Source organism: Achromobacter insolitus (assembly GCF_002209555.1).
GTDB classification, from domain to species: domain Bacteria; phylum Pseudomonadota; class Gammaproteobacteria; order Burkholderiales; family Burkholderiaceae_B; genus Achromobacter; species Achromobacter insolitus.
This window is the reverse complement of record NZ_NJIF01000009.1, coordinates 40,419-59,908: the sequence shown is the minus strand read 5'-3', so window position 1 is coordinate 59,908 and position 19,490 is coordinate 40,419. Positions and strand designations below refer to the sequence as shown.

Genomic DNA, 19,490 nt, shown 5'->3' with positions numbered 1-19,490 from the left:
AGCGCGTATGGGGGGCTTAATGCGTCAAGTAACCCCAGAGGAGGACCGCGGTGATGTGGATCACACCGACCCACAGCATCATGATGACGGTATAGCCCATGACGTCGCGCAGCTTGAGCTTGGACAGCGCCAGCGCGGGCAGGATCCAGAAGGGCTGCACCAGGTCGTTCCAGGCGTTGCCCAGCATGACGGCCATGGTCGTCTGGTTCAGCGCGCTGCCGATTTCCTTGGCGGCGTCGATCATGAACGGACCCTGGATGACCCAGTGGCCGCCGGCCGACGGTGCGAAGAAGTTGATGACAAACGAGCTGATCAGGCCCCAGAACGGCAGCGATTCGGGCGTGGCCACGTCAACGAACACTTGCGAGATCGTGGTGACCAGGCCGGAAGCGGCCATGATGGCCATGATGCCGGCGTAGAAGGGGTATTGCAGGATGATGCCGGAGATCGTCTTGATGCCTTCGGTGAGCTTGGCGACGTAGGCGGCCGGGGTGCCCAGCAGGATGATGCCCAGGAACAGGATGATGAAGTTGATCAGGTTCAGGTCCAGCGAACCGCCGTCCATGAAGTGGAACGTCACGTAGGCGATGCCGAGCGCGCCGATCAGCAGGCTCAGGATGCGGCTGTTGTTCAGCTTCGAGGCCAGGGTGCCTTTTTCCAGCAGGTCTTCGGCGGCGCTGGCGGTAGCGGTGTCGCGGTCGATGGCCGGGTCCACTTCAACGATCTTCTCGCCCTTTTTCGGGTGCAGCCAGGCGTTGAGCAGCGGCAGCGTCACGATGATGACCAGGCTGGTGATCAGCATGGGCACCGAGAAAATGGTTTCCGACAGCGGGATGGTGCCCATCTGCTTGGCGGTGGGGTGGTTCGGGGTGGCTACCAGCACGGGGATGCTGGCCGACAGGCCCAGGCCGTACATGGTGAAGCCGCTGTAGGCGGCGGCGATGATCAGCGGATAGTGCACGCCCTTGACCTTGAGCGCCAGCTTCTTGGCGACGATGCCGCCGATGACCAGGCCGAAGCCCCAGTTCAGATAGCTGCCGATGCCGCCGACCAGCGTTGCCACAATGATGGCGGTGTGCGGCTTGTGCACGTGGCTGACGATGCGGTTGAGCAGGCGGTCGGTGAGCGGCGCGGTGGCCAGCACGTAACCCATCGCCAGGATCACGGCCATTTGGGTCGTGAAGGCCAGCAGGCTCCAGAAGCCGTTGCCCCAGGCGCGCGTAATGTCGCCGATGCCTTTGCCTTCCACGCCCATGGCCAAGAGCACGGTGAGCAAGGTCAGCGCGATGGCGAACACGAAGGGGTCGGGCAGATACTTGCGCATCAGCTCCGTAAAGAATGAAGCCAGTTTATTCATGGTGCCTCCTACGAACTCCGGTAAGGCTAAGTTTTCTCGTGTCTTGCGCCGCCCTGGCGCCGGGTGTCGGCGGGGGCGGGTGGGACGATGGTTTTCTTTGTGTGGTTGGGCTTGTGGCCCGATGGCGCTGGTGGCGGAAAGCCCCGCGCCTTATGTAGTGAATGCTTGCTGGCGCGGCCGTCAGGACCCGCTGGCCTTCTCGTTGAGCCAGGCGGCGAGTTCGCCGAGCGCGGCGCTCTTTTCGCGCAGCACGCGCTCACGGCGCTCCGGGCTCCAGGTGTAGAACCCCTGGCCGCTCTTGGCGCCGATCTGCCCGCTTTCAACCTTGCTCTTCAGCAGTTCGGAGGGTTCGGTGCGGTTTTCCAGGTCTTTGTAGAGATAGCTGGCGATCGCGTAGTGCACGTCGATGCCATTCATGTCGCGTTGTTCCAGCGGACCCGACAGGGCCAGGCGGATGCCCAGGCTCCACTTGACCACTTCGTCGATGTCTTCGGCGCTGGCTACGCCTTTCTCCAGCAGCGAGATGGCCTCGCGGGCCAGGGCGTGCTGGATGCGGTTGGCGATGAAGCCCGGAATGTCCTGGCGGACCAGCACCGGGCGCTTGCCGGCGTGGCGCAATGTGGCCATGACCTTGGCAACGGTGTCCTCGGAGGTGCCGTCGTTGCGCACGACTTCCACCAGGGGGATCACGTCGGCGGGCGTAAAGAAGTGGGTGCCCACGAAGCGGTCGCGGCGCACGACGGCGCTGGCGATGGCGTTGATGGACAGGCCGGAGGTATTGGTGGCGAAGAGGGTGTGCGCGGGGCAGAGGGAATCGAGCTTGGCGAAGATGCCGCGCTTGAGCTCCAGGTTTTCCGGCACGGCTTCGATGACCAGGTCGCTGTTGCAGGCCGCTTCCAGCCCGGGCGCGACCTGAATGCGCTGCATCGCTTCCTGGACCTGGCCGGGCGCGTACACATTCAGTTGGCGGTCTATGGTTTGGAGCGCGCGATCCAGCGCGCCTTCCATCGGATCGATCAGGACGACATTCAATCCCTTCGAGGCGAACAGCGCGGCAATGCCGCTGCCCATGGCGCCTGCGCCGACGATGGCGAGATTCTTGAGGGGGGTATCCATGATGGTTCGCTCGGTACTGATATGCCGGGCTTTGCGGGCGGGCACGTGCGGAACCAGGATACTTTCTGTCTCTTCCGGTGTGCCTTCCTGTGCGCCTGGCCAGAAAAATCGTTTTGTTCTATATGCGAACATTTGTGCGTATATAGAATTTCTGAAAGAGATAGTACTAAAAGTCGCGGGGGGCGGACAAATGAGGAATTTTTGGTGTCCGTCTGGTGGACGCCTGAGGAGGGAGCGGGCCGCCCCGCGCCGGAATGGCGCGGGCCGGGTCCCTCACCCAATGGAGGTCTTGCATGCCGCGCGCCGCGGCGCGAGCAATGCGTCAGCCCGAGTTGCGCAGCCCCGCCGCAATCCCGTTGATGGTCAGGTGGATGGCGCGCTGCACGCGCTTGTCGACCTCGGCCTCGGGATGCTTCTGTGCCGCGCGGTGGCGGCGGATCAGGTCGATCTGCAGGTAGTTGAGCGGATCGATGTAGGCGAAGCGCTCGCGCAGCGACGCCTGCAGCGTGGGGTTGTCGGCCAGCAGTTCGCGCTGGGTCAGCAGCTTGAGCATGGCCAGCGTGCGGCCGTGCTCGGCGCTGATGGATCCGAAGATGCGTTCGCGCACGCCGCGCTGCGGCACCAGTTGCGCATAGCGCGCGGCGATCGCCAGGTCGGATTTGGCCAGCACCATTTCCATGTTCGACAGCAGCGTGCGGAAGGCGGGCCAGTCGCGTGCCATTTCGCGCAGCTGCGCGAGGCGGCTGCGGCGCGAGCGCGGCGCGTCCGGGGCGCCGGTTTCAAGATAGGCCTCGATCGCCGAGCCCATGCCGTACCAGCCGGTCAGCATCAGGCGGCATTGCGCCCAGGAAAAGCCCCAGGGAATGGCGCGCAGGTCTTCGATGCGCTGGCCCTTTTTGCGCGAGGCGGGGCGCGAGCCGATATTCAGGCCGGCGATTTCGCTGATGGGCGTGGCGGCGAAGAAGTAGTCGGCGAAGCGCGGGGTGTCGTAGACCAGGCCGCGGTAGGTGCGCTGTGCGGTATCCGACATGAAGGACATGGCCGGACCGTGCTGGGCCATGTGCGCGTCTTCGGCGCTGGTGGCTTCGGCGCGCGGCGCCAGGCTGGATTCCAGCGTGGCGGCGACCAGGAGTTCAAGGTGCCAGCGGCCGACCTCGGCGTCCTTGTACTTGCTCTGGATGACTTCGCCTTGTTCGGTGAGGCGGATCTGGCCGGCTACGGTACCCGGGGGTTGCGCCAGGATGGCGTCAAAGCTGGAACCGCCGCCGCGGCCGACCGAGCCGCCGCGGCCGTGGAACAGGCGCAGGCGCACGTTGCGGGCGGAGAACACGTCGACCAGCGCGCGCTCGGCCTGGTAGAGAGACCAATTGGACGTGAGGAAGCCGCCGTCCTTGTTGCTGTCCGAATAGCCCAGCATGACTTCCTGCGCGCCGTTCTGCGCCAGCTTCACGCGTTGGCGGACTTCGGGCAGGTCCAGCCAGGCGGCCATGATGTCGGCCCCGCGTTGCAAGTCGGGGATGGTCTCGAACAGCGGCACGACCATCAGGCCATCCTCGGGCTGGATTTCCTGTCCGGCCGGCGCGATGAGGCCGGCTTCCTTTTGCAGCACCATCACTTCCAGCAAGTCGCTCAGCGTTTCGGTATGCGACACGATGGTCTGGCGCACGGCCTGCTTGCCGTAGCGGGCCCGTCCGGCCGCAGCCGCGCGCAGCACGGCAAGTTCGCGCGTGGTGTCTTCGGTATAGGCGATCCAGGGGGAGGCCAGCGGGCGCGCCTGCGCCAGCTCGGCGCGCAGTAGTTCGACGCGTTGCTCCTCGGTCAGGGCCAGATAGTCCAGCGGCTTGCCGTCGTGCTGCGTGCCCGCGCAGGTGAACAGTTCGGCCAGTGCGCGCTCGTGCACGTCGGAGCTCTGGCGCAGGTCCACCGTGGCTAGATGGAAGCCGAACACTTCCACGGCCTGCTGCAGGCCGGCCAGGCGCAGCTTGCCGATGGGCGAGCCGTGGTGGGCGGCCAATGATGCGGCGATGACGGCCAGGTCCGCGGACAGTTCTTCAGGCCGCTCGTAGGGGATGGCGGCGACGGTGCTGCGTCGTGCGAGGTCCTGGCCCGTCAGGCGCTGCGCGGTGGCGGCCAGGCGGGCGTATACGCCGACCAGCGCGCGGCGGTAGGGTTCGTCGCGGCGGTGGGGAGAATCGTCGCCGCTGGCGTCGGCCAGCGCCAGCAATTGGGCGTCGACACCGATCAGCAAGGTGGTGACCGATAGCTCCGCGCCCAGCGCGTGCACTTCTTGCAGATAGTGTTCGAACAGTACGGTGGCCTGGCGCAGCAACGCGCGTTCCAGGGTATTGGCGTCCACGTTGGGATTGCCATCGCGGTCGCCGCCGATCCAGCTGCCCATGCGCAGGAACGGCTCAAGCGGCGGGGGCGGCGCGGCAAACGGCTTGGCGGATTCGCGGTTCAGCAGCTTGGACAGGTCGCCGTACAGCCGAGGAATGACCTGCAGAAAGGTGCTGCGGTAGTACGACAGCGCGTTTTCGATTTCGTCGGCCACGGTGAGCCGCGTGTAGCGCAGCATGCGGGTCTGCCACAGCGTGGCCACGCGGCCGAGCAGCGAAGCGTCCAGGTCGGCCAGTTCCTCGGGGGTGAGGGGGCCTTCGCGCTGCGTCAGCGCGGCGGCGATTTCGCGGTGCACGTCCAGCGTGCTCTTGCGCTGCACCTCGGTGGGGTGCGCGGTCAGCACCGGCATCACGCAGGCCTCGGCCAGCAGGCGGCGAATGCGCGCCACGCCCACTCCGTGGCGCCCCAGCGTCTGCACGGCTTCGCGCAGGCTGCCGCGTGCGGGCGTGTCGTCGGCGATGGCGCGCGCGCGCTGGCGGCGGTTCTGATCGCGGTCTTCAGCGATGTTGGCCAGGTGCAGGAAGTAGCTGAAGGCGCGCGCGACCGAGTTGGGATCGCTGCCTTGCAGGCGCTTGACGCGCTGCTCCAGCAACTTGCCGTCCGCGTCATTGCCTTCGCGGCGGAACTTCACCGCCGTGCGGCGCAGGGTTTCAATGGTGTCGAAGACGCGTTTGCCCTCGCATTCCTCGATGACGGTGCCCAGTAACCGGCCTAACAGCCGGATATCGTGACGCAAGGGTTCTGCTGAATCGGACTGCGGGCGCATGGCATTCATCTGGCGGGGATCCGTCGAGGCTGCTGAAGGGAAAGGAAGACAATACGGGGCGTTGCAGGTAAACCGGAAAATGAATCTGACCGACGATTTTACGCAGCGATCCTTACGGCGAAGTCGTGCCGCTGCGTTAAAGTCCGACTAATTCCTTCGTCTTTCCAGAAGCCCCCTTTTATGCAAAATCACCAACGTCGCGCGCTCGTGCTGTTTTCGGGCGGCCAGGATTCCACGACTTGCCTGGCCTGGGCGCTGGACCGCTACGCCCATGTGGAAACCGTGGCCTTCGATTACGGCCAGCGCCACCATATCGAACTGTCCGCGCGGCTGAATGTGCTGCGCGAGATCCGCGGCAATTTCCCCGACTGGGCGCCACGCCTGGGCGAGGACCATCTGCTGGACCTGAAGGTGCTGGGGCAGGTGGGCGACACCGCCATGACCAGCGACCGCGCCATCGAGATGCAGGCCAACGGCCTGCCCAACACCTTCGTGCCCGGCCGCAACCTGCTGTTCCTGACGCTGGCGGCCGCGCTGGGCTACCGCCGCCAGCTGGACGTGCTGGTGGGCGGCATGTGCGAAACCGATTTCTCCGGCTATCCCGACTGCCGCGACGACACGATCAAGGCGCAGCAGGTGGCGCTGGGACTGGGTCTGGGCTCCCGGGTCACGATCGAGACGCCTCTGATGTGGATCGACAAATCCGAAACCTGGGCGCTGGCGCACCAACTGGGCGGCGACGCGCTGGTGGAAACCATCGTCGAGGAAAGCCATACCTGCTATCTGGGCGAACGCGGCGCGCGCCATGACTGGGGTTACGGTTGCGGTGAATGCCCGGCTTGCAAGCTCAGGAAGATCGGCTGGGAGAAATGGGTCGTGGCTTCCGCCGCCGAAGGTTGACCCGCTGGCGCCGGGACTCGCGCCGAGGCGCGGGCGCGTTTGCCGGGTCTCAGGCGTACGCCGTGCGCGCTCTTTGTATGAACTTGCACCTTAGCGCGAACGCCGCCGCACAGATTGCCGCCGCCAGGCCCGCCGATAGCGCCATCGCGCTACGCGTGCCGTAGCTGTCTACGATGTAAGCATAGGCCACCGGCGAGGCGGCGGTAAGCAGGAAGCTGGGAATCAGCAGGGCGCCGACCAGCGCGCCGTAGCTGCGAAAGTCGAACAGCGCCAGCGGCAAGGTGCCGCGTGTAATGGTCAGCAGGCCATTGCAGGCGCCGTAGAGCAGGGCATAGGCGGCAGTCGCATAGAGATTGCCGCCGGACAGCAACGCCAGCAGAAAGCAGAGCGGCAATACCGCGCAGACCGCCAGCGTAAGCGTCAGGGGATGCAGGCGAGAACCCAGCGCCACGTCGGCCAGCCGGGCCGCGAACTGACCGACTCCCCATAGTGCCGCAACGCTGACCGCGGCGGCAGCCGCGAGGCCCAGGCCCGACAGCAGCGAAATCAGATGGGCGGCGTTGCCCGCCGCCAGGAAATTGGTCAGCATGGCGATCAACGCGTACAGCACGCCCGCCAGCCGGCGTTCGGCTGCGTTGCGCGTGAGGCCGGACGAAGCCTTGTCCTTGCCGCCCGCTGCCGCGGAGTAGCGTCCGCGGGGCAGCGCCAGATACAGCGGTAGCGTGGCCAGCGCCAGGGCGGCATACGCCAGCACCGCAGCGCGCCAACCCAGCCATTCCGACAGCGCGTGGCCCACCGGCCACATCACCGTGGACGCCAGTCCGCCGAACAACGTGATCTGCGACATGGGCCGGCGTGCCGAAGGGCCGGCGGCGCGGGCGAGCGACGCAAAGGCCGCGTCGTACAGGCACAGCCTCATACCCACGCCCAGCACGGCCCAGGCCAGGAAGTACCCGGGAAGGGCGTGCGCCATCGCAAGGCCCGCGCAGCCCAGCGCGCCCAGCACCGCGCCCGCGGGCATGACGCGGTGTCCGCCCCAGCGGTCCACGGCCATGCCGGCCAGTGGAGATACCATGGCCATCACCACGATGGCCGCCGAGAATCCGCCATACACCGTGGCCGCGTTCCAGCCGAGGTCAGCGGCCATGGCCGGGCCCAGGGCGCCTATCAGGTAGTACGTCACGCCCCAGCCGACCAGTTGGGTCAGCCCCAGGCAGACGATGGCGCGCGGCGGGATCACGGCCGCTGCGGCGGTGTGGTGTCGCCCTCGCCCAACGCGCGCTGCATCAGCACCGTATCGCGCCATTCGCCGTGTTTGTGTCCGACCGAGCGCAGCGTGCCGGCGGGGTGGAAGCCCTGGCTGGCATGCAGCGCCAGCGACGCAGCGTTGCGGCTGTCTCCCACCACGGCCAGCATCTGGCGCCAACCTGCGGCGGTACAGCGTTCGATCAGCGCGGCCAGCAGCTTGCCGCCGATGCCCAGGCCAGAGCGGCCCGCTTTCACGTACACCGAATCCTCCACCGTGTGCCGGTAGGCAGGACGCGGGCGATAGGGCGTGACGTAGGCATAGCCGACGACCTCGCCATTGATCTCGGCCACCAGATAGGGCATTTCCTTTTCCAGGACGCTGGCGCGGCGTTGGCGCATTTCGGCAATGGAAGGCGGTTCCAGTTCGAACGAGGCCGTGCCGTGCTGCACGTGGTGGGCATATATCGCCTTGATGGCGGGCAGATCGGCTTCCGCGCTGTCGCGGATGAGGACGGTGGAGGAAGGAGACGACATGGCGGGCCGTGAGGGCTATCGAGGAAGGAACAAGCCGCCAGTGTCGCGCAAGCTTATTTATTAATAAAGCTTTGGTCTATTATGATTTGAATAAGTAAAACTTTGGATTTAGCGATGCGCGGCCTCAACCTGGACCACTTGCGCACCTTTGCGCAGGTGATCGAACTGGGCAGCTTTTCCGCTGCTGCGGAACGGGGCGGGGTGACCCAGCCCGCCGTCAGCCTGCAGGTCCGCCAACTGGAACGGCGCTTTGGCCTGAAGCTCGTGGAACGCGTCGGCCGCCGCGCCGGGCCGACCGCGGCCGGGCTGGAACTGCTGCAGCACGTGCGGGTCATCGACGCCGCGCTGGCGCAGGCCGAGCTCGCCATGACCGCGCATGCCTCGCAGGTATCCGGCCGCGTCCGGCTGGGCACGGGCGCCACCGCCTGCACCTATCTGCTGCCTCCCATCCTGGCCGACCTGCGGCGGCGTTTCCCTGCCCTGGACATCGTCGCCAGCACCGGCAACACGGCGGACATGCTGCGCGGACTGGAGAACAACACGCTGGATATCGGACTGGTCACTTTGCCTGCGCCAGGGCGCATGTTTCAGGTCACGCCGGTGCTGGAAGACGAGTTCGTGGCAATCTTTCCCGCCGGCGATCCGGCGTCCATTCCCGCTGCCGCCACGCCGCAGGCGCTGGCGCAGTTGCCGCTGGTGTTGTTCGAACCGGGCGCGCGCACCCGCCGCCTGGTGGACGACTGGTTCGAGCAGGCCGGCCTGGCCGCCAAGCCGGTCATGGAGCTGGGCAGCACAGAGGCCATGAAGGAGATCGTCGCCGCCGGCCTGGGGTGCGCGATCCTGCCCAGGCTGGCCGTGTCAGGCGCGGGGCGGCGCAAGGCGCTGGAGCTGCGGTCGCTTGCGCCGCGTCTGTCACGCAGCCTGGCCATCGTGCTGCGCCGGGACAAACCGCTCAGCCGCGGGCTGCGGCATCTGCAGGAGGCGCTGCTGGCGTTGCGTGAGTGAACGCATACGGGTGGAATACGTCCACGGGCAGCTGGTTGCAGGCTTCCACGCATTCGCGCACCGCCGCCATGTCCGAGAAGTCCAGGCCGCTGCGCACGCCGTGCAGGTCCAGATTCAGGGCCAGCGTCACCAGGTCCACGTTGCCGGTGCGTTCGCCGTTGCCGAACAGGCAGCCTTCCACGCGCTCTGCGCCGGCCAGCACCGCCAGCTCCGCCGACGCTACCGCCGTGCCGCGGTCATTGTGCGGATGCACGCTGAGGATGATGCTGTCGCGTCGTGCCAAATTGCGGTGCATCCACTCGATCTGGTCGGCATAGACGTTGGCCGTGGTGCACTCTACGGTGGACGGCAAGTTGATGATCATCTTGTCCCGCGGCGTCGGTCCCCAGGCCTCGCTCACGGCATCGCACATTTCCAGCGCAAACTCCAGTTCCGCCAGGCTGAAGGTTTCAGGTGAGTATTCATAGATCCAACGGGTTTCGGGGCGGGCATCGGCAAGCGCGCGTATCTGGCGCGTGCCGGCCAGGGCGATCTCCTTGATCTCCGCCTTGGTCATGCCGAACACGATTCGGCGCCATTGCGGCGCAATGGGCGCGTAGAGGTGCACGATCGCCCGGGACACGCCGCGCAGTGCCTCAAAAGTGCGTTCGATCAGGTCGGGACGCGACTGGGTCAGCACTTCGATGGTGACGTCGCCGGGAATGCGGCGCTCTTCGATCAGCTGGCGCACGAAATTGAAATCGGTGTCGGAGGCCGAGGGGAAGGCCACCTCGATCTCCTTCAACCCCACGGCCACCAATTGTTCAAAGCAGCGCAGCTTGCGCGTCGCGTCCATCGGCTCGATCAGCGCTTGATTGCCGTCGCGCATATCGGTGCTCATCCAGATGGGTGGCGTCGTCAGGCGCCGCGACGGCCAGGTGCGTTCCGCATAGTCGCGGGCGAAGGGAAGGGTGGGACGGTATTTGTGCTGGGGTTGTTCAAGCATGGAAACCTCCGGCCGGGATGCGGCGGCAGTCGGCCGCCCGCGTTCAGAGGCGGGACGGCCAGGCAAGGGGAGGTGGCGGCAGGGTCCGTCAGAGGGCCCTGGGCTGCCGGGCGGCCACGGGGCGCAAGGCCCGGCAACCGCGCGCTAGTCGCAGCGCTAGAACAGGGCGGCCCATCCCACCAACCCGCGCGCAGCCGGCGGCCGCAAGCGCGGCACGGAAGCGGATAGCGGCGGACTGTGCGGACACGGACATGGGGTGAATTGGGTAAAGCCTGAAGGATGCGAGGATGATAGGTACACTGGAAACGACCGTCTAACGCCATTCTGGCCACAATCATCGCAAAATGGACATACCCGCCGCCCGCGCGCCCTACAAACCCGCAGATCTGGATTTGTTCCCCTACGAGTCCTCGCGCCGTCCGGTGGCCGGGTTGGCCGTGGATTACGAGGACGGCCATCGCATCCGGCGCCATCGGCATCGCCGAGCCCAACTGGTTTATGCGATCTCCGGGGTGATGGTGGTGGATACGGACGCAGGAATCTGGGTGGTGCCCCCCACCCGCGGCGTGTGGGTGCCTGCCTGGGTGCCGCACGGCATCCGTATGAGCGGCCAGCCGCGCATGCGCACGGTGTTCGTCGAACCCGGCGCCGCTGACCACTTGCCCGACCAGTGCTGCGTGTTGTCGATCTCGCCCCTGTTGCGCGAGCTGATGGTCGCCGCGGCGGAGGTACCGCTGGACTGGGCGCCCGGCACGCGCGACGGCCGGTTGATGATGCTGCTTTTGGACGAATTGCGTCAGGAGCCCGCGTTGCCCCTGCATCTGCCGCAACCCACCGAACCTCGTCTGGCGCGTATCTGCCGCGCCATCGTGCGGCATCCGGAACGTCAGGACGGCGCGGCCGATTGGGCGCGCGCGCTGGGGGTGGACCCGAAGACGGTGCACCGGCTGTTCCTGCGCCACACCGGCATGACTTTCGGCCGCTGGCGCCAGCAGGCGCGGCTGCTGGCGGCGATGGAGCGGCTGGCGCGCGGCGAGCGCGTGCTGGAAGTGGCGCTGGACCTGGGCTACGAAAGCCCGAGCGCGTTTGCCGCCATGTTCCGCAAGGCCGTGGGCGAGCCGCCCAGCGCATTTGCGGCGCGCGGGGTGGCGTCCGCCTGATGGCCGCGGCGGCGTCCCGTGGACGGCCCAGAGACGGCCGGCCCCGGAACCAGCGTATTATTTAACGTTTTGCCGCCTACGCTAACAGCTACAGCCAGAGACAAACCATGCCGCACTACCGCTCCCGCACCTCGACCCACGGCCGCAACATGGCCGGCGCCCGCGCCCTGTGGCGCGCCACCGGCATGAAGGATGGCGACTTCGGCAAGCCGATCATCGCGGTAGTGAACTCGTTTACGCAGTTCGTGCCGGGCCACGTGCACCTGCGCGACCTGGGCGCGCTGGTTGCCAAGGAAATCGAGGCTGCCGGCGGTGTCGCCAAGGAATTCAACACCATCGCCGTGGACGACGGCATTGCGATGGGCCACGGCGGCATGCTGTATTCGCTGCCCTCCCGCGAACTGATCGCCGACTCGGTCGAATACATGGTCAACGCGCATTGCGCCGACGCCATGGTCTGCATCTCGAACTGCGACAAGATCACCCCCGGAATGCTGATGGCCGCCATGCGCCTGAACATCCCGGTCGTATTCGTGTCGGGCGGTCCCATGGAAGCGGGCAAGGTCAAGTCGCCCACTGACGGCAAGGTCATCGCCAAGATCGACCTGATCGACGCCATGATCAAGGCCGCGGACCCCAACGTATCTGACGCCGATGTGGCCGAAGTCGAACGCAGCGCCTGCCCGACCTGCGGCTCCTGTTCCGGCATGTTCACCGCCAACTCGATGAACTGTCTGACCGAAGCCATTGGCCTGGCCCTGCCGGGCAACGGCACCATCGTCGCCACGCACGCCTGGCGCCGCGGCCTGTTCGAACAGGCCGGCCGCCTGGTGGTGGACCTGTGCCGCCGCTATTACCAGGAAGAAGACGCCTCGGTCCTGCCGCGCAGCATCGCCACCAAGAGCGCGTTCCAGAACGCCATGGCGCTGGACGTGGCGATGGGCGGTTCCACCAACACCGTGCTCCACCTGTTGGCCGCGGCGCAGGAAGCGGGTGTGGATTTCACCATGGCCGACATCGACCGCATCTCGCGCAAGGTGCCCTGCCTGTGCAAGGCGGCGCCCGCCACCGACAAGTACCACATCGAAGACGTGCATCGCGCGGGCGGCATCCTGGGCATCCTGGGCGAACTGGCGCGCGCGGACCTGCTGGACCTGTCCTGCGGCAACGTGCACAGCGGCACGCTGGGTAATGCAATCAAGCAGTGGGACGTGGCCGGCGGCGCCGGCGAGGAAGCACAGAAGTTCTATCGCGCGGCCCCCGGCGGCATTCCCACCACGGTGGCTTTCAGCCAGGATGCCACCTTCCTGACGCTGGATACGGACCGCAAGACGGGCTGCATCCGCAGCAAGGAAAACGCTTATTCGAAGGATGGCGGCCTGGCCGTGCTGTACGGCAACCTGGCAGAAAAGGGTTGCATCGTGAAGACGGCTGGCGTGGACGAGTCGCAATGGGTCTTCACTGGCCGCGCGCGCGTCTTCGAAAGCCAGGATGATGCCGTCGAAGGCATTCTGGGCGACAAGATCGTTCCGGGCGACGTGGTGGTGATCCGCTACGAAGGCCCGAAGGGCGGTCCGGGCATGCAGGAAATGCTGTACCCCACGTCCTACCTGAAGTCCAAGGGCCTGGGCAAGACCTGCGCTCTGTTCACGGATGGCCGCTTCTCGGGCGGCTCGTCGGGTCTGGTGATCGGCCACGCTTCGCCGGAGGCGGCGGAAGGCGGCACCATCGGCCTGGTGGAAGAGGGCGATGTGATCGAGATCGACATCCCGAACCGCAAAATGCATCTGGCCGTGTCCGACGAGGAACTGGCGCGCCGCCGCGCGGCGATGGATGCGCGGGCCGACGGCTGGGAGCCGGTCGGGCGCGAGCGTGTCGTGTCGCAGGCGTTGCAAGCTTATGCTGCGTTGGCGACTTCAGCGGATCGCGGGGCGGTGCGGGATTTGTCGCAGCTGAAGCAGAAGGGCAAGCGGTGATTGTTGGCTGCTGACTTTTGAGTAGGGCGGCGCTTTTGGGCGCCGCTTTTTTTTTTGGCTGTTGTTGTGGCTCGCGCTTCTTAGGTCGCCCGTTGGCGAGGGCGGCGTGGCGGCGAGCGCCCACGATTGCGGCCCGGAGCCTTCGCTCCGGGCTGCCCCATCCTCATCCTCGTCCAGGCCTTCGGCCTTCCCTTCGGATTCCGTCGGGCGCATCGAGGTTGCCCGCCGCCACGCCGCCCGCGCGGCCGAGAGTGACGGGCAACCCAAGCGTCATCCCCGACCGTAATTCCAGCAGCGTAACAAGCCCAGACTCAAGTAGCACGTCGGCGCGGACGGCTGGGTGGCCTACGAAGAGCAACGGCCTTTGCCAGCAATCTGCAAACCCAAGAAACCCTCGCCTACTTCCCCGCGCTATCCGCCCACCCCTTGGACAACTCCACGGCCTGCCTCCACCGCTTCATCCGCGCATCCCGCACAGATTCCGGCCAAGTCGGCTCGAACGTGCGTTCCGCCTGCCACTTCGAGGCAAACTCATCCAACCCCGACCAGAATCCCACCGCCAATCCCGCCAGGCCGGCAGCTCCTAGCGCCGTCGACTCCGATACCCGGGGGCGCACGACCGGTACGCCCAGCAGGTCTGCCTGCATCTGCATCAGCAGGTCATTGCGGGCGGCGCCGCCGTCCACGCGCAGTTCGGTCAGCGCGATGCCGCTGTCCCCGTTCATGCAGGTGAGCAGCTCGGCGCTTTGCAGCGCGATGGATTCCAGCGTGGCGCGGGCGATGTGAGCGCGGGTAGTGCCGCGGGTCAGGCCGACCAGCGTGCCGCGCGCATAGGGATCCCAGTGCGGCGCGCCCAGGCCGGCAAAGGCCGGGACCATGAAGACGTCGTCCGTATCGGCCACGCTGGCGGCCAGGGATTCGATTTCTTCCGAACGCTGGATGATGCCCAGCCCATCGCGCAGCCATTGCACCGCCGCGCCGGCCACGAACACGCCGCCTTCCAGCATGTAGGTCGGGCGCCAGCCCGCGTCGGCGGCCTGGGGCAGGCCCCAACCCACCGTGGACAGCAGATTGTTTCGGGACTGCACGGGCTTCTCGCCCACGTTCATGAGCATGAAGCAGCCGGTGCCGTAGGTGTTCTTGGCCATGCCGGGCGTGAAGCAGGCCTGGCCGAAGGTGGCGGCCTGCTGGTCCCCGGCATTGCCGGCGATCGGGATCGAGCCGCCCAGCCATTCGGGCAGGGCTTCGCCCACCACGGCGCTGCTGGGCGCGATTTGGGGCAGCACGCTGCGCGGGATCTTGAGCAGCGCCAGGATCTCGTCGTTCCAGTCCTGGGTATGCAGGTCGAACAGCATGGTGCGAGACGCGTTGCTTGGGTCGGTGGTGTGCACGGCACCGCCGGTCAGTTGCCAGATCAGCCACGTGTCCACCGTGCCGAAGGCCAGTTCGCCGCGTTCGGCCATCTGGCGCGCGCCCGGCACGTGGTCCAGCAGCCAGGCAAGCTTGGTGCCGGAGAAATAGGCGTCCAGCACCAGGCCGGTCCGCGATTGCAGGAATGCGGCATGGCCGTCCTGGCGCAACTGGTCGCACATCGGCGCCGTGCGGCGATCCTGCCAGACGATGGCGCGCGCAAGCGGGCGGCCGGTGGCGCGTTCCCAGATCAGGGTGGTTTCGCGCTGGTTGGTGATGCCGATGGCGGCGATGTCGGCGGCGGTCGCGCCAGCATTGCGCAGGGCCTCACGCGCCACGTCCAGCTGGCTATGCCAGATCTCGCTGGCGTCGTGCTCTACCCAGCCCGGCCGCGGATAGTGCTGGCGGAATTCGCGCTGGCCTACGCCGCGCACCACGCCTTCACGATCGAACACGATTGCGCGGGAGCTGGTCGTTCCCTGGTCCAGGGCTAGGACAAATTCATTCGTCGTCACTTTGTTTGGCGCCGTTCAGGTGTGCCCCGGCCAGAGGGTCGAGGCGTCTAAAGGAGAAGGTCGAAGCCATGCACAGCACGCCGACGACGATGAAGCCCGCGACGACGTCGCGAATCGCCAGCGTTTCCGCGCCGCGCAAGGACATGCTGATGTTCAGCGTCACCGCGGCCACGCCCACGCCCAGGCTGATGCCCAGTTGTTGCGCCATGGCAGCGAAACTGCTGGCGCGGCTCATCTTGGACGGGGGGATGTCAGCATAGGTTAGCGTATTTACCCCGGTGAATTGCAGCGAACGGAAAAAGCCGCCGACCAGCAGCACGGCGATCATCAGCCACACCGGCGTCGTGGGTGTGAAGGCGCCGCAGACCACGATGAACGCGCCCGCCAGCAAGGCGTTGACGGTCAGCACGCGGCGAAAGCCGAAGTACCTGACGATGGGCGTGGCCACGAACTTCATCAATAGCGCGCCCGCGGCGCTGGCGAAGGTGATCAGGCCGGCCGAGAAAGGCGTGAGGCCGAAGCCGACTTGCAGCAACATGGCCAGCAGGAAGGGGGTGGCGCCCACGGCGAAGCGGCACAGATTGCCGCCCAGCGTGGAGATGGCGAAGGTAGGGATCCGCATCAGGGACAGGTCGATGATGGGATGTTCCGTGCGCCGAGCGTGCCAGCCATAAAGCAGGCCGCAGATGGTGCCCACGGCGATCAGTCCCAGCAGCACAGGCAGGGGCATCACGTCGCGGCCGATGGCCTCGAAGCCGCTGACCAGGGTGGCCAGGCAGATCGCGCTGAGCAGGAACCCCGGCCAGTCCAGGCGCGGAGCGGATTCCTCGCGGATTTCCGCGACATAGCGCAGCACCAGAAAAATGCCCAGCACGCCGATCGGGATATTGATCAGGAAGATCCAGTGCCAGGACATATAGGTGACCATGAACCCGCCCAGCGGGGGGCCGATCACCGGGCCCAGCAAGGCCGGAATGGAAAGAAAGGACATGGCCTTCAGCAAGTCCTGCTTGGGCACGGTGCGCAGCAGGATGATGCGCCCCACGGGGACCATCATCGCGCCCGCCATCCCCTGGACGACGCGGGCCAGGACCAGCTGCGGCAGGTCCTGGGACAGCGCACAGGCCACGGAACTGAGCGTGAACAGGCCGATAGCCGCCACGAACACGCGCCGCGCGCCGTAGCGGTCGGCCGCCCAGCCGCTGACAGGGACGAATACCGCCACCGACAGCAGATAGGACGTAATGGCCACGTTGAGCCGCACGGGGGTGGATCCCAGGGCGTGCGCCATGGCCGGCAGAGCGGTGGCCACCACGGTGGCGTCCAGCATCTGCATGAACAGCGCGCAGCCTACGATGAAGGGGATCATGCGCGCCGCGCGCGCTGCTTGCTCACTGGCGGACGAGGCGGGGCGGGCTGCTGCTGCGGTTTCTGCGGACATGGCGGGAGGGGGCGATGGGTGCCGCGAGATTGTAACGCCGGGGGGTAGCCCGCCGTGAAGTAAACTCCCCCTATCCGAAACCCACTGAAATTGGTGCCATGGCGACCAACTACGAATCCGAGATCACCCTTTTCCTGAAGGACTACAAGAAATCGCACCCTGGCACTGAAGAGCGCCAGCGCGAGGGCCGCGCCCGTCTTTGGGACAAACCGCAGGACTCGGAACTGCTGGAAGGCTTCCGCGCGGCCCGCGTGCCGCAAAAGCCGTACGTCTACCAGGCCGATTGAGCCCATTGCGGCAACCATGGCCCAACACGCTTCCGTCCCGGGCGACGCCCTGGCCGCGCTAGTGGAACCGCCCGTCGACAGCACGCCTGACACGATCGACAGCGTGGCGTTCGCTCGCCTCTATGGCGAGCCCCTGTTCCAGATGCCCACGGACCTGTACATCCCGCCGGATGCGCTGGAAGTGTTCCTGGAAGCGTTCGAAGGGCCGCTGGACCTGCTGCTCTACCTGATCCGCAAGCAGAACTTCAATGTGCTGGACATCCCCATGGCGGATGTCACGCGGCAGTACCTGTCGTATGTGGACCAGATCCGTATCCACAACCTGGAACTGGCGGCCGAGTACCTGCTGATGGCGGCGATGCTCATCGAGATCAAGTCGCGCATGCTGCTGCCGGTCAAAAAGACCGACACCGGCGAAGAGCCGGAAGATCCGCGCGCCGAACTCGTGCGCCGCCTGCTCGAGTACGAGCAGATGAAGCTGGCCGCCCAGAAGCTGGACGCGATGCCGCAGCTGGGCCGCGACTTTGTCAGCAGCCAGGCGGTGGCCGACCTGAGCGTGGAGCGCATGCTGCCGGAAGTCAGCGTGGACGACCTGCGCGCGGCCTGGGCCGACATCATGAAGCGGGCCAAACTGAACCAGCATCACCACATCACGCGCGAACAGCTGTCCGTGCGCGATCACATGACGCACATCCTGCGGCGCCTGAACGACGTGCGCTTCATGGAATTCGGCGACCTCTTCATGGAGCGCGTCCGCGAGGGCGCGCCCGCGGCGGTGGTTGTCGTGCATTTCATCGCCATGCTGGAGCTGGCCCGCGAGTCCTTGCTGGAAATCACGCAGGCCGAGCCCTATGCTCCCATCTATGTGCGCCTGGCCTATACCAGCGTGGCGGCGGTCGCGGCCTGATCCTGACCGGGCTGCCCCCAACCCCGGAGAAATCCCTTGAAAGTCGTACACACCATCCAGGAATTGCGCGATCACCTGCGCGGCCAGAATCGCGTGTCGTTCGTGCCCACCATGGGCAATCTGCACGAAGGCCACTTATCCCTGATGAAGCTGGCGCGCCAGCATGGCGACCCGGTGGTGGCCAGCATCTTCGTGAACCGGCTGCAATTCGGCCCGAACGAAGACTTCGACCAGTATCCCCGCACGCTCGCTGCGGACATCGAGAAGCTGGAGCGCGAGCGCGACGTCTATGTGCTGTTCGCACCGAACGAACGCGAGATGTACCCGGAGCCGCAGAATTTCCGCGTCCAGCCGCCCGATGACCTGGGCGACATCCTGGAAGGCGAATTCCGTCCCGGCTTCTTCGAAGGCGTCAGCACCGTGGTGCTGAAGCTGTTTTCCTGCGTGCAGCCGCGCGTGGCCGTATTCGGCAAGAAGGACTACCAGCAGCTGATGGTCGTGCGCAACATGTGCCGGCAGTTCCAGTTGCCCGTGGAAGTGCTGGCGCACGAGACCGTGCGCGCGGAAGACGGCCTGGCGCTGTCCTCGCGCAACCGTTATCTCAGCGACGCCGATCGCGCCGAGGCGCCTGCGCTGTATGCTGCGCTACGGCATGCCGGCCAGCGCCTGGCGCAGGGCGAGCGCGACGCCGCCGCGCTGGAGCGCGAAGCCATCGACACCCTGACTCAGCGTGGCTGGCAGGTGGACTACGTGGCTGTGCGGCGCCAGCGCGACCTGAAGCGTCCGGAGGCGGCCGACCTGCAAGCCGGCGAACCGTTGGTGGCCTTGGCGGCCGCCAAGTTGGGCAGCACTCGCCTGATCGACAATCTGGAACTGGCCTACACGGCCTGAGGCGGCAAAACGGGGGGTGGCGTCTATGTCCACCCCCTGACAGAATTGCCAGCTTATATCTCGGCGGGCGGCGGATCAGACTCGGTGTAATCCTACATTGCAAGCGAGTCGCCCCATGCACATGCCCCGTCCTGACCTGGAAGCTGTTCTTTCTTCGCTCACTCCCCGCGAACGGCAGATCGTCACCTACGTGGCAGCCGGCCGTCCCAACAAGGTCATCGCCATAGACCTGAGCATTTCGCTGCGCACCGTCGAAGCCCACCGCTCCCGCATTTTCACGAAGCTGCAAGTCCGTAACGCCATGCAATTGGCATGCCGGTTGTGCGAACACGGGCGTTCCGGTGCGTCGCCCGTGCCGGGCGCGGCCGGCACGGATGGCCCACGCGGGCTGCCGTTGCCGCCCGGGCTGGCCGCAGCGGGCAGCCCGGGTTCGGCCCATGTCTTGCATGAACAGCCAGCGCCGGCATACGGCAATTGTCAGACGGACCTCGCGCCTACCCATTCCAAGGCGGACCCCGATCCAGGATAGGCCCGCCCTGACAGCCATCCGCCGGATGCGCTAGTCCAAAAGCATCGGGCCTGACGAACGCAGTGT

General features: G+C 66.4%; 16 protein-coding genes. 8 read left to right on the top strand and 8 right to left on the bottom strand.

The window, feature by feature from the left end:
• Positions 1-16 precede the first annotated feature (16 nt).
• From CEY08_RS23355 to ppc, 3 genes are all read right to left on the bottom strand, one after another.
• Positions 17-1,357 carry a short-chain fatty acid transporter gene (locus CEY08_RS23355; protein WP_042796232.1) on the bottom strand — a complete coding sequence of 447 codons (1,341 nt, stop codon included), beginning with the start codon at positions 1,355-1,357 and terminating at the stop codon, positions 17-19.
• A 180-nt stretch (positions 1,358-1,537) separates the two neighbouring features.
• The gene (locus CEY08_RS23350) at positions 1,538-2,473 is read right to left on the bottom strand and encodes a 3-hydroxyacyl-CoA dehydrogenase family protein (protein WP_063641341.1); all 936 of its coding nucleotides are present in this window, start codon (positions 2,471-2,473) and stop codon (positions 1,538-1,540) included.
• A gap of 322 nt (positions 2,474-2,795) precedes the next feature.
• Positions 2,796-5,645, bottom strand: coding sequence for a phosphoenolpyruvate carboxylase (gene ppc / locus CEY08_RS23345; protein WP_076816520.1), 2,850 nt, complete (start codon positions 5,643-5,645; stop codon positions 2,796-2,798).
• A 171-nt stretch (positions 5,646-5,816) separates the two neighbouring features.
• Between ppc and queC the strand changes: the two genes are divergently transcribed.
• The gene (queC, locus tag CEY08_RS23340) at positions 5,817-6,536 is read left to right on the top strand and encodes a 7-cyano-7-deazaguanine synthase QueC (RefSeq protein ID WP_042796234.1); all 720 of its coding nucleotides are present in this window, start codon (positions 5,817-5,819) and stop codon (positions 6,534-6,536) included.
• A 49-nt stretch (positions 6,537-6,585) separates the two neighbouring features.
• On the opposite strand, the gene CEY08_RS23335 is transcribed toward queC, so the two are convergent.
• Together CEY08_RS23335 and CEY08_RS23330 are read right to left on the bottom strand one after the other, a co-directional pair.
• Positions 6,586-7,776 (bottom strand): MFS transporter, encoded by a 1,191-nt coding sequence (locus tag CEY08_RS23335; RefSeq protein WP_076816518.1) that lies wholly within the window; start codon positions 7,774-7,776, stop codon positions 6,586-6,588.
• Positions 7,773-8,318 (bottom strand): GNAT family N-acetyltransferase, encoded by a 546-nt coding sequence (locus tag CEY08_RS23330; RefSeq protein WP_076816515.1) that lies wholly within the window; start codon positions 8,316-8,318, stop codon positions 7,773-7,775. Before CEY08_RS23330 ends, CEY08_RS23335 begins: the two co-directional genes overlap by 4 nt.
• A gap of 114 nt (positions 8,319-8,432) precedes the next feature.
• Here CEY08_RS23330 and CEY08_RS23325 point away from each other — a divergent pair, with 114 nt between their 5' ends.
• Complete coding sequence (locus CEY08_RS23325; RefSeq protein WP_076816512.1) at positions 8,433-9,323, top strand: LysR family transcriptional regulator; 891 nt, start codon at positions 8,433-8,435, stop codon at positions 9,321-9,323.
• Here the strand turns inward: CEY08_RS23325 and CEY08_RS23320 are convergent.
• Positions 9,271-10,308, bottom strand: a complete 1,038-nt coding sequence (locus CEY08_RS23320) for a 2-isopropylmalate synthase (RefSeq protein ID WP_076816510.1) — start codon at positions 10,306-10,308, stop codon at positions 9,271-9,273. The genes CEY08_RS23325 and CEY08_RS23320 overlap by 53 nt on opposite strands.
• A gap of 344 nt (positions 10,309-10,652) precedes the next feature.
• On the opposite strand from CEY08_RS23320, the gene CEY08_RS23315 reads away from it, so the two are divergent.
• The gene (locus tag CEY08_RS23315; RefSeq protein WP_076816507.1) at positions 10,653-11,468 is read left to right on the top strand and encodes an AraC family transcriptional regulator; all 816 of its coding nucleotides are present in this window, start codon (positions 10,653-10,655) and stop codon (positions 11,466-11,468) included.
• 107 nt (positions 11,469-11,575) lie between these two features.
• Complete coding sequence (gene ilvD, locus CEY08_RS23310) at positions 11,576-13,444, top strand: dihydroxy-acid dehydratase (protein WP_042796238.1); 1,869 nt, start codon at positions 11,576-11,578, stop codon at positions 13,442-13,444.
• Positions 13,445-13,842: 398 nt separating this feature from the next.
• On the opposite strand, the gene glpK is transcribed toward ilvD, so the two are convergent.
• Positions 13,843-15,369: a glycerol kinase GlpK gene (glpK, locus tag CEY08_RS23305; RefSeq protein WP_076816505.1), complete on the bottom strand. Its 1,527-nt coding sequence runs from the start codon at positions 15,367-15,369 to the stop codon at positions 13,843-13,845.
• Entirely contained in the window at positions 15,356-16,810 is a 1,455-nt protein-coding gene (locus tag CEY08_RS23300) for a DHA2 family efflux MFS transporter permease subunit (protein ID WP_076816503.1), read from the bottom strand. Before CEY08_RS23300 ends, glpK begins: the two co-directional genes overlap by 14 nt.
• 98 nt (positions 16,811-16,908) lie before the next feature.
• On the opposite strand from CEY08_RS23300, the gene CEY08_RS23295 reads away from it, so the two are divergent.
• The 4 genes from CEY08_RS23295 to CEY08_RS23280 all read left to right on the top strand — a co-directional run bounded on the left by CEY08_RS23295 (position 16,909) and on the right by CEY08_RS23280 (position 19,424).
• The gene (locus tag CEY08_RS23295; protein ID WP_042796240.1) at positions 16,909-17,097 is read left to right on the top strand and encodes a DUF3460 family protein; all 189 of its coding nucleotides are present in this window, start codon (positions 16,909-16,911) and stop codon (positions 17,095-17,097) included.
• Between the two features lie 16 nt (positions 17,098-17,113).
• On the top strand, positions 17,114-18,004 hold the full coding sequence (locus CEY08_RS23290; protein WP_042796241.1) for a segregation and condensation protein A: 891 nt from the start codon (positions 17,114-17,116) through the stop codon (positions 18,002-18,004).
• Between the two features lie 36 nt (positions 18,005-18,040).
• Positions 18,041-18,895: a pantoate--beta-alanine ligase gene (gene panC / locus CEY08_RS23285; protein WP_042796242.1), complete on the top strand. Its 855-nt coding sequence runs from the start codon at positions 18,041-18,043 to the stop codon at positions 18,893-18,895.
• Between the two features lie 115 nt (positions 18,896-19,010).
• Complete coding sequence (locus CEY08_RS23280; protein ID WP_076816500.1) at positions 19,011-19,424, top strand: response regulator transcription factor; 414 nt, start codon at positions 19,011-19,013, stop codon at positions 19,422-19,424.
• The last annotated feature ends 66 nt before the right edge of the window (positions 19,425-19,490 follow it).